The sequence below is a fragment of the Nocardioides jensenii JCM 1364 = NBRC 14755 genome (assembly GCF_001552535.1).
Lineage (GTDB): Bacteria > Actinomycetota > Actinomycetes > Propionibacteriales > Nocardioidaceae > Nocardioides > Nocardioides jensenii.
In genome coordinates, this window is sequence record NZ_BCRJ01000106.1 from 1 (window position 1) to 13129 (window position 13129).

The 13129-nt window shown below is 66.8% G+C and carries 12 protein-coding genes; 5 read left to right on the forward strand and 7 right to left on the reverse strand.

Annotated features, from left to right (window positions below; translation table 11 throughout):
• Positions 1-426: 426 nt before the first annotated feature.
• Positions 427-1404, reverse strand: a complete 978-nt coding sequence (locus tag NJ4_RS20955) for an alpha/beta hydrolase (RefSeq protein WP_067439974.1) — start codon at positions 1402-1404, stop codon at positions 427-429.
• Positions 1405-1472: 68 nt separating this feature from the next.
• Between NJ4_RS20955 and NJ4_RS20960 the strand changes: the two genes are divergently transcribed.
• Together NJ4_RS20960 and NJ4_RS20965 are read left to right on the forward strand one after the other, a co-directional pair.
• Positions 1473-2015 (forward strand): TetR/AcrR family transcriptional regulator, encoded by a 543-nt coding sequence (locus NJ4_RS20960; RefSeq protein ID WP_067439977.1) that lies wholly within the window; start codon positions 1473-1475, stop codon positions 2013-2015.
• 310 nt (positions 2016-2325) lie between these two features.
• Positions 2326-3132, forward strand: a complete 807-nt coding sequence (locus NJ4_RS20965; RefSeq protein ID WP_157551265.1) for a DUF3626 domain-containing protein — start codon at positions 2326-2328, stop codon at positions 3130-3132.
• A 144-nt stretch (positions 3133-3276) separates the two neighbouring features.
• Here the strand turns inward: NJ4_RS20965 and NJ4_RS20970 are convergent, their stop codons facing one another.
• Positions 3277-4005 carry an NADPH-dependent F420 reductase gene (locus tag NJ4_RS20970; protein ID WP_082748973.1) on the reverse strand — a complete coding sequence of 243 codons (729 nt, stop codon included), beginning with the start codon at positions 4003-4005 and terminating at the stop codon, positions 3277-3279.
• 194 nt (positions 4006-4199) lie between these two features.
• The gene (locus NJ4_RS20975) at positions 4200-7334 is read right to left on the reverse strand and encodes a replicative DNA helicase (RefSeq protein WP_067439986.1); all 3135 of its coding nucleotides are present in this window, start codon (positions 7332-7334) and stop codon (positions 4200-4202) included.
• A 517-nt stretch (positions 7335-7851) separates the two neighbouring features.
• Here NJ4_RS20975 and NJ4_RS20980 point away from each other — a divergent pair.
• Entirely contained in the window at positions 7852-9177 is a 1326-nt protein-coding gene (locus NJ4_RS20980; RefSeq protein WP_067439989.1) for an MATE family efflux transporter, read from the forward strand.
• A gap of 160 nt (positions 9178-9337) precedes the next feature.
• Positions 9338-9916, forward strand: coding sequence for a hypothetical protein (locus NJ4_RS20985; protein WP_157551266.1), 579 nt, complete (start codon positions 9338-9340; stop codon positions 9914-9916).
• Between the two features lie 175 nt (positions 9917-10091).
• Here the strand turns inward: NJ4_RS20985 and rplI are convergent, their stop codons facing one another.
• From rplI to rpsF, 4 genes are all read right to left on the reverse strand, one after another.
• Positions 10092-10538 carry a 50S ribosomal protein L9 gene (gene rplI / locus NJ4_RS20990; protein WP_067439995.1) on the reverse strand — a complete coding sequence of 149 codons (447 nt, stop codon included), beginning with the start codon at positions 10536-10538 and terminating at the stop codon, positions 10092-10094.
• Between the two features lie 14 nt (positions 10539-10552).
• Positions 10553-10789 (reverse strand): 30S ribosomal protein S18, encoded by a 237-nt coding sequence (gene rpsR, locus NJ4_RS20995; RefSeq protein WP_017933521.1) that lies wholly within the window; start codon positions 10787-10789, stop codon positions 10553-10555.
• Between the two features lie 86 nt (positions 10790-10875).
• Complete coding sequence (locus NJ4_RS21000; protein ID WP_067439998.1) at positions 10876-11454, reverse strand: single-stranded DNA-binding protein; 579 nt, start codon at positions 11452-11454, stop codon at positions 10876-10878.
• Between the two features lie 131 nt (positions 11455-11585).
• Positions 11586-11873: a 30S ribosomal protein S6 gene (rpsF, locus tag NJ4_RS21005; protein ID WP_067440001.1), complete on the reverse strand. Its 288-nt coding sequence runs from the start codon at positions 11871-11873 to the stop codon at positions 11586-11588.
• 202 nt (positions 11874-12075) lie between these two features.
• Here rpsF and NJ4_RS21010 point away from each other — a divergent pair.
• Positions 12076-13129 (forward strand): serine/threonine-protein kinase (locus tag NJ4_RS21010; protein ID WP_157551267.1); only part of this gene is annotated, 1054 nt, incomplete at its 3' end.

The window sequence follows — 13129 nt, forward strand, 5'->3', positions numbered from 1 at the left end:
GGCTGCTCGAGCGCGGCAACGGCCGGCTCGAGCGCTACGCCGCCGCCGGCGGTCCGACGTACGGGCTGGACCTGGCGGAGTTCCGGACGCGGATCCACCAGATGGCCCGGACCGATTGAGATCGGCCAGCTCCCCAAGTGACTGTTGAGCGTCGATCACCGCGCCGACCCCTACGGTCGAATCCGCGGCGTTCGTGATCGAGGACCCGGACCTCTCGTCGACGCTCGACCTGGAGCCGTGGGCGAGGGAATGGGTCCGGATCCAACGACGACCTTCCAGGGCTGCTGACCCTCGCGGCCCGAGCCGGCCGGGCCGACCGCCTGATCACGGCGCACACCGCCAGGATTCCCTGGCGATCCAGTCGTGAACGGACCGCGCAATGACCGGGCCGAGCGGGCGTGCGGCCCGCCAGGCACGAACAGATGCCTAGTTGCCGCGGCGTTTGGGGGTGTACGGGCTGCCCTGGGCATCGCGCAGGGGGGTGGTGCCGCGGAGGGGCGCCGGCACGTGCTGCCGCAGGAACGCGATCTGGTCTGCGATGACACGGTCGAAGTCGTCGCCGATGTAGATGTCGAAGTGTCCAGCGTCGTAACGGCGCACCTCTCCCCTGGGTGCCTTGGCGGCGTGCCGCAGGGTGGCCGGTGCCGGGGCGACGGTGTCGCCGTCGCAGACGCAGAAGAGTGCTGGTTTGGTGAGGTCCTTGGTTCGCCGTCCGGGTCTGTCGAGTGGCACGGCGAGCCCGATGCGGGCCGGGACCTGGGACCTGTACTCGGCTTCGGTGAGGCCGGAGGCTTCGAGCAGCTCGAGCACTCCTTCGGAAACGTCGTCTGCGCTCATCAAGCCGACTTCGCCGGCGCGGGCGGCGACCGACACCCGCACGGGTTCGCGTCCGATCGCCGTCGCGAACAGATCGCGGACCGCTGCGCCAGTCAGGCGAGCAGCCACTCTCGGCGGGATCTTCGCCAGTGCCGCGAACCCGTCAGTGAAGGGGCATTGGGCGATCGACGCCGCGATGGAGGGGTCGTCGGCGGCGGTGACGATGGCGTGTCCACCACCGAACGAGGTCCCCCAGACCACCACGGAGTCGGGGTCGACCTCGGGCAGGGTGCGCGCGAACGCCACCGCAGACCGCCAGTCCTCCCGCTGCCGAGGGATGCTCAACAGCTCCCGCGGTTCGCCCCCGCTCTGCCCGAAGTGGCGGTAGTCGAACACCAGGCACGCGTACCCCTCGGCCTGGAAGCGCTTGGCGAACGCGGCGAGACGCATCTCCTTGATGGCTCCCAGACCGTGTCCCATCACCAGGACGGGTGCCGGGGTCGCCTCAGTCGCACCCTCGGGCACGTACAGCCATGCGTGGCACCGATCTTCGCCGGACGGGAAGAACAGCTCTCGACGGTCACTCATGGCAGCCTCCTCTTGATTGACATACAAGAGATATTGCCGGCGCTCTTGAATGGCTGTCAAGATGAGGTGTGCCACGCAACCGCAACGACCAGACCAAAGAAGCCAAGCGCGACGAGATCGTCACTGCCGCCAGTTCGTTGTTCGTCTCCGAGGGCTATGACGGCGCATCAATGGGCAAGATCGCCGCCGCAGCCGGACTCACACCGAACACCCTCTATTGGTACTTCGGCGACAAGGACGAGCTGTTCGTTGCTGTCGCCGACAGGTATCTGGACCTGCTCCTCGAGCAGCACACAACCGTTGCCGAGCAACCCCTGGCGGAACAGTTCGTGTGGCTCGTCGACAGCCTGCGGCCAGTGCGTCACCTGGTTGCCACCGTGCACGCCCGCGTGGCGCGGTCGCCGCGGATCGCGGAGTGGCACTCCAGCTTCCACAGGCAGATGGAAGCCCTCTTCGAGGACCAGCTGACCATCGAGCTCTCGGCAGCTCGACGCAACGCCGAGGCAGCGGTCGTCACCTTCGCCATCGAAGGAGCCGTCACCCACGACCTCGACGCCGACGCGACCGCAGACCTGTGCCACTCCCTCGCCCAACGACTCGCGGGGCTTTGAAAGGCCTCCAGTCCACCGCTCGCGCATCGGTGTGACCGCGCGGTTCGACGACGTCGGCCACGGCCGCCCGAATACCCGAGACAATCGTTGGCCAACTTCTCGCGTCCGCGCAGCCCCGTCAGCGCGACACCGTCAAGACACCGATGCCGAGTTTTCAATGTTCGCCGGATCTGGCACGAGGATTGACCGGTCTCAGGCGGGCAACTTGGGCAGGTCAGGGCTCGGCCACGCCGAGAGCAAAGCGCGCGCAGTGCGGCATGACAGGACGGATCGCAGCATCTGACGCGATCCATCCATAGAATGTCCCGTGATGGAGCCACCAGTCGAAGATCGACGATCGGGCGTCGGCCAGAGAGCGAGTGCCGCCCCGGTCGAGGCCATCACGTTGCAGTTCCACCCCAACTGGCCGCACCAAGACCGCATGGTCATCGAGTCAATGGCTGCCGACGGGTTGTACCGATCACAATTCTCTACTGGCGTCTCAAACGGAGGGCTCACCGCGCATCCAGGTGGGGATCGGTGGCGCTGGGAAAGTCGCCTCTTCGAAGGACGCTACGACGACGAGGCGTCAGATCGCCCTGTCTACGGAGCCTGGAACAGGCGCGCCGACCCCTATGGAGGCGCAATTCGGTTCGGGTCCTCCTACGTACGGCTCCGCCCAGAAGCCGTCACCCGTGCGACGTTCTGCTTCCCCGACTCGGTGTTCGAACCGACCGACTTCGGCGACGCCGACCTACTCCCGCTGCTGTGCCACATTGCCGACGGCTCCGACTTCGACGACCTTGATGAGTGCGTCGAAGCACACGTGCACGGCGCCGTCCGGTTCGACAGCCATGTGGAGGCGGTCGTGCTCGATCCCTGCTTCGCGGACACGGATATCGGTGACACCGCGGGCAGGCTTGGCTGCCCTATCGAGTTCCACGCGGGCTTCCGGGCGAATCCCGACGCCTTCGCTCCCGACTACCGCGGAGCCCATATCGTCGACCTAGCCCGCTCGCTGGGCGACGAGTTGACGCCGGAGGTGGTCGGTGATGCCGCGCGCGGTGGCGCGCACCCACCCCAATCGATCAAGCAGGTTTGGCACTGTCTCGCACGCTACGGACGAACGATTTCGTAGGGCTACGCCCTCGTGGCGAACGCTCATCGGCGCGACCGCACGGAGCTCGGCACGACTGCGCACCATCCGCGGCAGATCCCGACGCATCGCCCGCCGTAGGCAGGGCGGACCCGCTCTGCGGCCGTATGTAAAGGCCCGCAGCGATCACATGTCGCGGTAGCGCCGCGCCGAACCAAGAGCGTCCCGAAGGATGTCTGCCGACGTGGGTCGCGCTGACCAGTCGGGGTACGTCGTGCCTGGCATCGCGTACGGCGTCACATAGGCACTGGTGTCGCGCTGGAAGCGCCATCCCTCGTTCAGCGCCCCGACGTCGTGTGTGTCGTACCCGATTGCATCGAGGAACTGGGAAACGGTCTGCTTAGCCGCTGCGTCATCACCAGCGATGGCGAGGGTCGACCGGTCCGCATCTCCCGCCGGGCGGTCGAGTGTGGCCAAGTGGTCGACGTAGATGTTGTTGAACCCCTTGACCACATGGGACTCGGGCAGATGTGCCTGAAGCAGTTCGCTCGTGGTCGTGGACTCGTCATCGAGTTCCGCGATGTGTCCGTCCCGGTCCGGGTAGTAGTTGTTGGTGTCGATCACGACCTTGCCACGTAACGCCTCGACCGGGACCCGCCGGTAGTTCTTGAGTGGCACCGTCACGACTGCGATATCTGCTGCCTCGGCCGCTTCGGAGGCCATCGCCGCGCGGGCGCGCGGGCCAAGCGTGTCGACCAGGTCAGAAAGCGTTTCCGGTCCCCGGCTGTTGCTGAGCACCACGTCGTAACCGGCGGCCACCGCCAGCCTTGCCACCGTGCTGCCGATGTTGCCACTGCCGATGAGCCCGATAGTTGTCATGGTGCCTGAACGGACATGGATGCCGTCGCATTCCATGGCGTCCGGATCTCGGCATGAGCGCGCGGTTCGGCGGCGCTGATCAAGAGGCGAGCCCAGGTACCCCAGACGGGAGCCGATCGGTAGCGACCGTGTCGCATCCTCACAGGCCCATCAGCGCGACATAACGTCAAAAGATCATCTACGGCGACGACCCGACAATCGTCGCTGCATCTCGACAACGACGCAGGCGGTCAGTGGGCCATGTCGACGAAGCGGCTGTAGTGGCCCTGGAACGCGACGGTAATGTCACGCGTCTGACCGTTACGGTGCTTGGCGACGATCAGGTCAGCCTCGCCGGGACGGGTCGACTCGCGCTCGTAGACGTCGTCGCGGTGCAGCAGGATCACCATGTCCGCGTCCTGCTCGAGCGAGTTGTGAAGGGCAATGCCCTCAGCCACGAAGTTGTGCACTCCGAGCACAGTGGCGTCGTACACGTCTTGCAAACCAACGGATTCGATCGACTTGACCTCATCCCAGAGGATGTCGTTCGTGGCGAGCACTTCAAGGTCTTCTTCACCCAAGATCGTTGCGACGCGAAGCATTGTCTGGCGAGTGGGCGCCTTGGCAAAGAGGCGGGGCAGTGACTTCACTTGGAGTGGCCCCGTGAGGTCGTCGACATCCAGGTTCCTGGCATTGATCACGTCACGGACACGGTGCCAGACATCGACGGGGATCGTGTCTGACTGGCTGCGTCCCTTGGCGTTGACCAAGAACTCGGACAGTGCTGTCGCCTTCGTCTCCCGTGATCCCCAAACACCTACATCGTCAAGGAACCGGATCTGGTTCTCAGCACCGGTTACATGAACCTGATACCCCGGCCGGTATTCGCCCTTCGTGTACGAATAAAGGCGCGTGAAGACGTTGAATCGGAGGAGAAGACGAGCGACGTCGTCGGCAAGCCGGCGACTGGTTGTGCCGTAGTAGATGTTGCCCTTTCCTCCACTGAGGCTGACCGAACCGTCAGTTGCCCAGAGATTTCTGAGGAAGAGCGCCACCTGCTCCTTGGGCAGGCCGAAGACCCAGTCTGGAACGAACTTCTCGTGGCTCCGTAGCCCGAACAGGCCCATCCCATCTAGCCATTCGGCAATCGGGTTCCGTTTTCCGTGAGTCAGGTGGTACGGCGCAGGAAGACGCAGCGTGATACAGCGAGCGGCCGGATAGTCATCACGTTTCGCCGTAATCCCGAATCGATGCCACGCCGCCGAAGCAACGGTGTCGAGACAAGCCTCGTCCTGGCTCGCGTAGCGGATCGGCTGCCGCTTGACGAAAGAACCATCCCCGATGAGGTGCGCCAAGAGAGCGACCTCATGGTCATCACGAGGAGTGATCTCCAACGGCGGCGGGACATGTCGGATGACACCGACACGCGTTCCTGGCAAGAGCTCCCCCAAGGGCATCCACCCGTCGTACGTCAGGAACGGGTGGTTCGCCGTCGCCTTGACCGTGCGACCTGAGGCGAGCGTGAGCTCGAATACCTCCTTGGTTCCGGAAGGGAACGCGTGAGTCATCGTGCGTGGCACCAGCTTGAGTCGATCATCAAGTGCCCAGACGGGGATGTCCTTGGCGCCGGACTCCATCAGCTCACCGATGGTGACCTCGGCGTTGGTGTCCGCCCGCATGATGCGTGTGTCCGCCGTGACGCACCCCGACTCACGCAGGTCGCTCATCATCGGTCGCTTGTCGGATCGCTGCTCGGGACCACGGTTCAGCTGCGACAGCGCGATGATCGGGACCTCGAGCTCCTTGGCCAGGAGCTTGATCTGTCGAGAGAACTCCGAGACCTCGAGTTGTCGCGACTCGACCTTCTTGCCCGAGCTCATCAGCTGCATGTAGTCGATGACGATGAGGCGCAGGTCGTGGTTCTGCTTGAGCCGTCGCGCCTTCGACCGGATCTCCATCATCGTCATGTTCGGGGAGTCGTCGATGAACATCGGCGCCGACGAGACCTCGCCCATCTTGCGCGCGAGCTTGGCCCAGTCGTCATCGGTCATGTTGCCGTTGCGGATGTGGTTCAGCGGCACCTTCGCCTCAGCCGACAACAGGCGCATCGTGATCTCGGCCCGGTTCATCTCGAGACTGAAGAAGACGCTGGTCATGCCGTTGTGGATCGACGCCGCCCGGCACAGGTCAAGGGCAAGCGTTGAGTTGTGAGTGGGGATCATCGAGTCCCCAGCCAGGTACAGGTGCTCGTTGTTGTCGACCTGGACGCACCGCACGGGAACGGACTCAATCGGCCGAACCGCTTCGACCTTGACCGAGGTGCCGTCAGGCATCGCGATCGTGTGGAGGGAGTCAATCGACTCCGCGAGCTTCAACGTGGTGCGGATCATTGGTCTCGACGGGCGCTCGCTGGCGCTCGCTGCTCGACCACCGGGGAATCGCGTCTCGGTGAGCCATTGATGCTCCGCGTCCGCGATGATGCGTGAGCCGTCGGAGAACTCGACGTCGTAGCAAGGACGATCGAGCATCACATCGGTCGCGGCGACGACGCGGGTGGGGCGGCCCTGTGCGTCGTACAGCTCGTCTCCGACCTGCACGTCGCCCATCGTCGTCCAGCCGGACGGCGTGGGCAGCGGAGTGTCGAGGGCGAGCGCCTTCCCCATGGCCGGTCGTGCCGCGATGATGATCATCTGGCCCTTGTGCAGACCGTTGGTCAGGTCGTCGAAGTCGGCGAAGCCGGTCGGCACGCCGTAGATGCCGCCGTCACGGTTGCCGATCGCCTCGATCTCGTCGAGGACGCCCTCCATGATGTCGACCAGGGGCGCGTAGTCCTCGGCGGACCGCTTGTCGGTGATCTTGTAGACCTCGGCCTGGGCGTTGTCGACCATGGCGTCGACCTGGCCCTCACCGGCGTACCCCATCTGCACGATCTTGGTGCCGGCGTCGACCATGCGGCGCAGGATCGCCTTCTCGCGCACGATCTCGGCGTAGTAGCCGGCATTCGCCGCGATCGGCACGTTGGCCGAGAGCGTGTGGAGGTACGGCGCACCACCGATGCGCTGCAGCTCCCCGCGACGCTGCAGCTCGGCCGAGACCGTGACCGGGTCGGCCGGCTCGCCGCGACCGAAGAGGTCGATGATCGCGTCGTGGATGGTCTCGTGGGCCGGCCGGTAGAAGTCGGTGCCGCGGATCGTCTCGCTCACGTCGGCGATCGCGTCCTTGGAGAGCAGCATCGAACCGATCACGCTCTGCTCCGCCGCGTTGTCCTGGGGAGGCGTGCGGTCGTTGGAGGCGCGCGGGGCGTTGCCCGGCTCGTAGGTCGCCGGGCCATCACCCCACTCCGGCTCGGGCGGCAGATCATCGCGAGGGTGGTCGGTCATGCTCATCGTCGCTCCCCTTCCTCGCCGGATCCCGGCCCATTCACGTCAGTCGACGTACGTCATTTCCGGCACTGTCGCAACGCTAGAGAAAACCACCGACAACGACGCCAGGAGCGGTTCGACCGAGGCAATGCAGTGACGCGGACGTGTGACAGTACGTCGGCTGCGGGCCGGACCGATACCGCCCTGTCCACAGGGGGCTGGGGATAACTACCGACTCGCCGTGGACGACACGCACTTGGTTGTGCACAGCTTGGGGAGAGGCCTGTGGATTCACGTGAAACCATGCGTCACACAGGCCCCCTGACCTGCGCAAACGCTTGTCCCGCCCTGTGGAGGAGAAGTTGTTGGCAACTTTCTTTCGACAAGCCCAGTCCGTGGACAGCTCGGTGTTTCTTTGTCGACATGGCGGCTCGACGCTTCATCCGTTCACAGATACTCACCAGTTACCCACAGGCTGGTCCAGATCACCTGTCATGGCCATCCCGGATCCCATGACTCTTACGGTCAGTAGGCTCCCCGAGTGACCACCCGTGCCCCCGACCGCAGCGTCGATCGCGAGATCCTCCGTCTGGCGGTGCCGGCATTCCTGGCTCTGGTCGCCGAGCCACTCTTCCTGCTCGCGGACGCCGCGATCATCGGACACCTCGGCACGCCCGAACTGGCCGGGCTCGGCATCGCCGGGGCCGTGCTCCAGACCGCGGTCGGCCTCTGCGTCTTCCTCGCCTACGGCACCACCGCCTCGGTGGCCCGCCAGCTCGGCGCCGGCAACCTGCGCGCGGCGATCAGTCAGGGCATCGACGGCATCTGGCTCGCGGTGATCATCGGCATGGTCACCACCGTGGTCGGCATCCTTGCCACCGACTGGCTGGTCGGCCTGTTCGGCGCCGACGGCAGGGTCGCCGACCACGCGAGCGACTACCTGCGCATCGCCTTCCTCGGCACCACCCCGCTGCTGGTGATGCTCGCTGCCACCGGCGTGCTCCGCGGCATGCTCGACACCCGCACCCCGCTGATCGCCGCCGTGCTCGGCAACCTGCTCAACATCGCACTGAACTTCGCCCTCGTCTACGGCCTCGGACCGTTGCCGGCACTCGGGCTCCGCGGATCCGCCCTCGGCTCGGTCGCCGCCCAGGTGTTCATGGCCGGCTTGCTGCTGGTCGTCGTGGTCCGTGGCGCGCGGCGCGAAGGTGCCTCCCTGCGTCCGGACCTGCCCGGCATCCGGGCCGCGGCCCACGCTGCGATCGCGCTCGTCGTACGCACCCTGACCTTGCGCGCGGCCCTGATGGTCACGACGTACGCCGCCGTGCAGGAAGGCGGCGAGACCCCGATCGCAACCCATCAGCTGGCGATGACGGTGTGGTCGTTCCTCTCGTTCGTCCTCGACGCGATCGCGATCGCCGCCCAGGCACTCACCGGCCGCTACCTCGGCGCCGGCAACCGCGACGCCACCCGCGCGATCACCCGGCGGATGGTGCAGTGGGGCCTCGCCTCCGGGGTCGTCACCGGCCTCGGCCTGGCCGCACTCAGCCCGGTGCTGGGCCACCTGTTCACCAACGACGCGGCGGTGATCGACCAGCTCGCGCCCGTGCTCCTGGTCGCGGCGATCGCGCAACCGATCGCGGGCTACGTCTTCGTGCTGGACGGCGTCCTCATCGGGGCCGGCGACGGCGCCTACCTGGCCTGGGGCGGACTCGCCGTGCTGGTGGTCTACACCCCGCTCGCACTGCTGACCGATGACCTGGTCTGGCTCTGGGTCGCGTTCGCCGGCGGGTTCATGCTCGGCCGTGCCGTGGTCCTCGGCCTGCGTGCCCGGGGGGACAGATGGATGGTGCTCGGCGCCCGCTGACTGATCGCCGTACGTCGACACTGGTGCGGCGCCGCTGACCCCTCGCACGTCGCAGGACGCGTGTGGAGCGACCACAACCCTGCGTTCGAGCGGGACGGGGGCATCCTGGCCGCGCGTGCTGCGGCGGTGAGCGGCGTGGCCGCACGTTACAGTTCCCGGCGTGAGAGAGCAGCCGGACGCGAGTGCGGAACGCCGCGAGCGGCCGGAGCGCACACCGATGACCCCGCTCCAGAAGGTCGCGATGGGACTGGTCATCGTCGCCCTCGACACCCTGGGCCGCTACGACCTGCTCCCCGACGTCATCGGATGGGGGCTGGTCGTGTGGGGTCTCGGCTCCCTGCGTCTGCCCGAGCGGTCCACCCTGCTGGCCATCGCCAGCGTGTGCGGCCTCGTCTCGCTGGCCGTGTGGTTCCCGCAGGTCAACGAGCCGGTGCACGACGCCGAGCTGGCCCTGAAGTGGGCGCTCTCGCTGCCGGACCTGCTCTTCATCTTCCTGTTCTCCCGCTCCCTCTCGTCCGCCGCCGCGGGGACAGGCGACCGCAAGTTCGCCGGGCGCTTCGGGGTGATCGGCTGGCTGGCCTGCATCGTGGCCGCGCTTCCGCCGATCGCCGACGCCGCCGACTCGACGACCATGCTCGGCTACGCCGACGTCAGCTTCGTGCTGTTGTGGATCTGGCTGATCTGGAACCTCTTCGCGGCACACGCCACGCCCTACGCCGCGGCCCGCGACTCACGCTGACCGACCTTCCGGGACGCCCCGCGAACTGGCGGCACCCACATCCCCGACGCAGGACGTCTGCGGAGCGGAGACACCCTGGCGGTGAGAGCCGCAGTGCGCCGAGCATGCAGAACGGCCCGCCACCCCGGAGGGCAGCGGGCCGAACTGGTGCGTCAGAGCGTCAGCCAGGTGTTGATCAGCTGGAGACGACGTTGAGCGCCACGGTGGCGGAGACACCGTCGTAGAGCTTGACCGAGACCTGGTGGGCACCGAGGGCCTTGATCGGGTTGCCGGCAACGATCGTGCGCTTGTCGACCTGCTCGCCCGAGGTCTCGGACAGAGCAGCGGCGATCTCGGCAACGGTCACGGCGCCGAACAGACGGCCACCTTCACCGGCACGGACGGCGACCTGGACGGGCGCGGCCTCGAGCTTGGTCTTGACCTCGGTGGCGTGGTCCTGGTCGCGCAGGGCACGCGAGCTGCGAGCGGCCTTGATCGACTCGATGGTCTTCTCGCCACCGCGGGTCCAGCGGACCGCGTCGCCGCGCGGGATGAGGTAGTTGCGGCCGTAGCCGTCCTTGACCTCGACCACGTCGCCGGGAGCGCCGAGTCCGTCAACTTCCTGAGTCAGGATGAGCTTCATGTTCGCAAATCCTCTCAGCGACCGGTGGACGTGTAGGGCAGGAGTGCGACCTCGCGGGCGTTCTTGACCGCGATGGCAACGTCGCGCTGGTGCTGCACGCAGTTGCCGGTCACCCGACGGGCACGGATCTTGCCGCGGTCGGAGATGAACTTGCGGAGGAGCGTGGTGTCCTTGTAGTCGACACCGGTCGCCTTCTCCTTGCAGAACTGGCAAACCTTCTTCTTGGGCTTGCGAATCACTGCCTTGGCCATTGTGGTGCTCCCTTTCGTGAAGCCCGGCCGCGCGTCTCAGCGGGCCGGAATGGATGTTGGCTAACGGAATGGTGCTGCTGGATGAATCAGAAGGGAGGCTCTTCGGACGAGACGCCCGGAGCGGCCCACGGGTCCGACGGACCCGAGTTGCCGGCCGGGGCGGCCTGGCCCTGTCCCTGAGCCGGTGTGGCCCACGGGTCGTTGGCCGGAGCAGCCTGGCCGCCACCTTGCGGAGCGCCCTGGTTGTAACCGCCCTGAGACTGGCCGCCCTGGTTGAAGCCACCCCCGCCGCCGCCACCGCGGGAGGCCCGCGTGACCTTGGCCGTGGCGTACTTCAGGCTGGGACCGACCTCTTCGACGTCGATCTCGAAGACCGTGCGCTTCTCGCCCTCACGGGTTTCGTAGGTGCGGGCCTTCAGGCGACCCTGAACCACGACACGCATGCCGCGCTGCAGGGACTCGGCGACGTTCTCCGCAGCCTGTCGCCAGACAGAGCAGGACAGGAACAGCGCGTCGCCGTCCTTCCACTCGTTGCTCTGCTTGTCGAAGGTGCGCGGAGTCGACGCGATCCGGAAGTTCGCCACGGCCGCACCCGACGGGGTGAAGCGCAGCTCCGGGTCGTCGACGAGGTTGCCGACCACCGTGATTACGGTCTCGCCTGCCATCTCAGGTCTCCCTTGGATTCAATCGAATGTGTCGAGGTCCATGGTGTACGCCGGCACCGACAGTGTGAAGAGTTCTCCACAGCCGGTTTCGAGTCGGGCGCGGAACGCCCTCCTCGACCGACGTACGACGATCACGCCTGGGCGCGAAGGACCTTGGTGCGAAGAATCGACTCGTTCAGCCCGAGCTGGCGGTCGAACTCCTTGACCGTGGCCGGCTCGGCCTGCAGCGAGATGATGGCGTAGATGCCTTCGGCGTTCTTCTTGACCTCGTAGGCGAGGCGGCGACGTCCCCAGACGTCGACGGACTCGACGGAGCCACCATCCTTGCGGATGACGTTGAGGTACTTGTCGAGGGACGGTTCAATCGTCCGCTCTTCGAGGTTCGGGTCGAGGATGACCATCACTTCATAGGCACGCATAGCGGTCTCCACCTCCTCTGGACTCAGCGGCCACGGTCTCTCCGTGGCAGGAGGGCTTTGCGAATGTCCGCGGGATGCACCACTCGGTGGGCACAGTGCCGGAACGGACAGTGCAGGCTATCAGCGGGCTCGTACGGCGACGAAATCAGACGGTCTCCCGGAGGGGAATGTTTCCCCGGACCAGTGGGTAGGGTGGCCCCCGATGACTTCCATGGGGAACACGCCGCTCGCCGGCCGCTACGTGCTGATCGACCAGATCGGTGCCGGCGGCATGGGCTCGGTGTGGCGCGCCTGGGACCTGAAGAACCAGGTGTTCGTGGCCGCCAAGGTGCTCGGCCAGCACGACAGCGGCATGCTGCTGCGCTTCGTGCGCGAGCAGTCCGTGCGCATCCGCCACCCGCACGTGGTGGCACCGAGCGGCTGGGCGGCCGAGGACAACCTGGTCATCTTCACCATGGACCTGGTCAAGGGCGGCTCCATCCAGACCCTGCTCGGCGACCACGGCAAGCTGCCCGAATCCTACACCGCGGTCGTGCTCGACCAGACCCTGCAGGCACTCGAGGCGGTCCACGGCGCCGGCGTCGTCCACCGCGACGTCAAGCCCGCCAACCTGCTGCTCGAGCCGACCGGGACCCGCCGCCCGCACCTGCGCCTGGGGGACTTCGGTGTGGCCGCGCTGATCGACGAGGTCCGCCTGACCCGCTTCCCGGGCGCGATCGGCACCGACGGATACATGGCGCCCGAGCAGGCCCTCGGCGCCTCGCCCGAGCCTCAGCAGGACCTCTATGCCCTCGGCGTCGTGGGCATCCAGATGCTCACCGGGCTGAGCCCGCGCCACCAGAAGGGCGCCCCCGACGGCAAGTACAAGGAGTTCCTCGAGTCCCTGATCCAGGAGGACTCCGAGCGGCGTCCGGCCACTGCCTCGGAGGCACTGCAGACGCTGCGCGAGATCGGCGTACCGCCGGGCACCCCGTGGCAGAACGACTCCGAGCCGCCCGAGGTCTTCAACCAGCTCACCGACGTGGCGCCTCCGCCTCCGTCGTACTACCCCTCCTACGGGGCCGGCACGATGGGCCAGACCTTCCCGCCGCCGACCCCGTTCCCGCAGCCCGGGCAGGCGCCCACGCCCTATGGTCCCGGCTCGGGCGCCCAGGGCTCCGGCAGCCACGGATCGAAGGCACCCAGCGGCCAGGGCTCCGGCACCGGCCGGCACGCCGGCCCCGGGTCAGGCGCGTCCGGTGCCCGTCCGGGTGGCT

Coding starts and splice junctions, on each gene's coding strand:
- rpsF (WP_067440001.1), bottom strand. CDS start 11,873: ATGCGTGCCTATGAAGTGATGGTCATCCTCGACCCGAACCTCGAAGAG.
- NJ4_RS20970 (WP_082748973.1), bottom strand. CDS start 4,005: ATGGAATGCGACGGCATCCATGTCCGTTCAGGCACCATGACAACTATC.
- NJ4_RS21000 (WP_067439998.1), bottom strand. CDS start 11,454: ATGGCAGGCGAGACCGTAATCACGGTGGTCGGCAACCTCGTCGACGAC.
- NJ4_RS20965 (WP_157551265.1), top strand. CDS start 2,326: ATGGAGCCACCAGTCGAAGATCGACGATCGGGCGTCGGCCAGAGAGCG.
- rplI (WP_067439995.1), bottom strand. CDS start 10,538: ATGAAGCTCATCCTGACTCAGGAAGTTGACGGACTCGGCGCTCCCGGC.
- NJ4_RS20955 (WP_067439974.1), bottom strand. CDS start 1,404: ATGAGTGACCGTCGAGAGCTGTTCTTCCCGTCCGGCGAAGATCGGTGC.
- rpsR (WP_017933521.1), bottom strand. CDS start 10,789: ATGGCCAAGGCAGTGATTCGCAAGCCCAAGAAGAAGGTTTGCCAGTTC.
- NJ4_RS20975 (WP_067439986.1), bottom strand. CDS start 7,334: ATGAGCATGACCGACCACCCTCGCGATGATCTGCCGCCCGAGCCGGAG.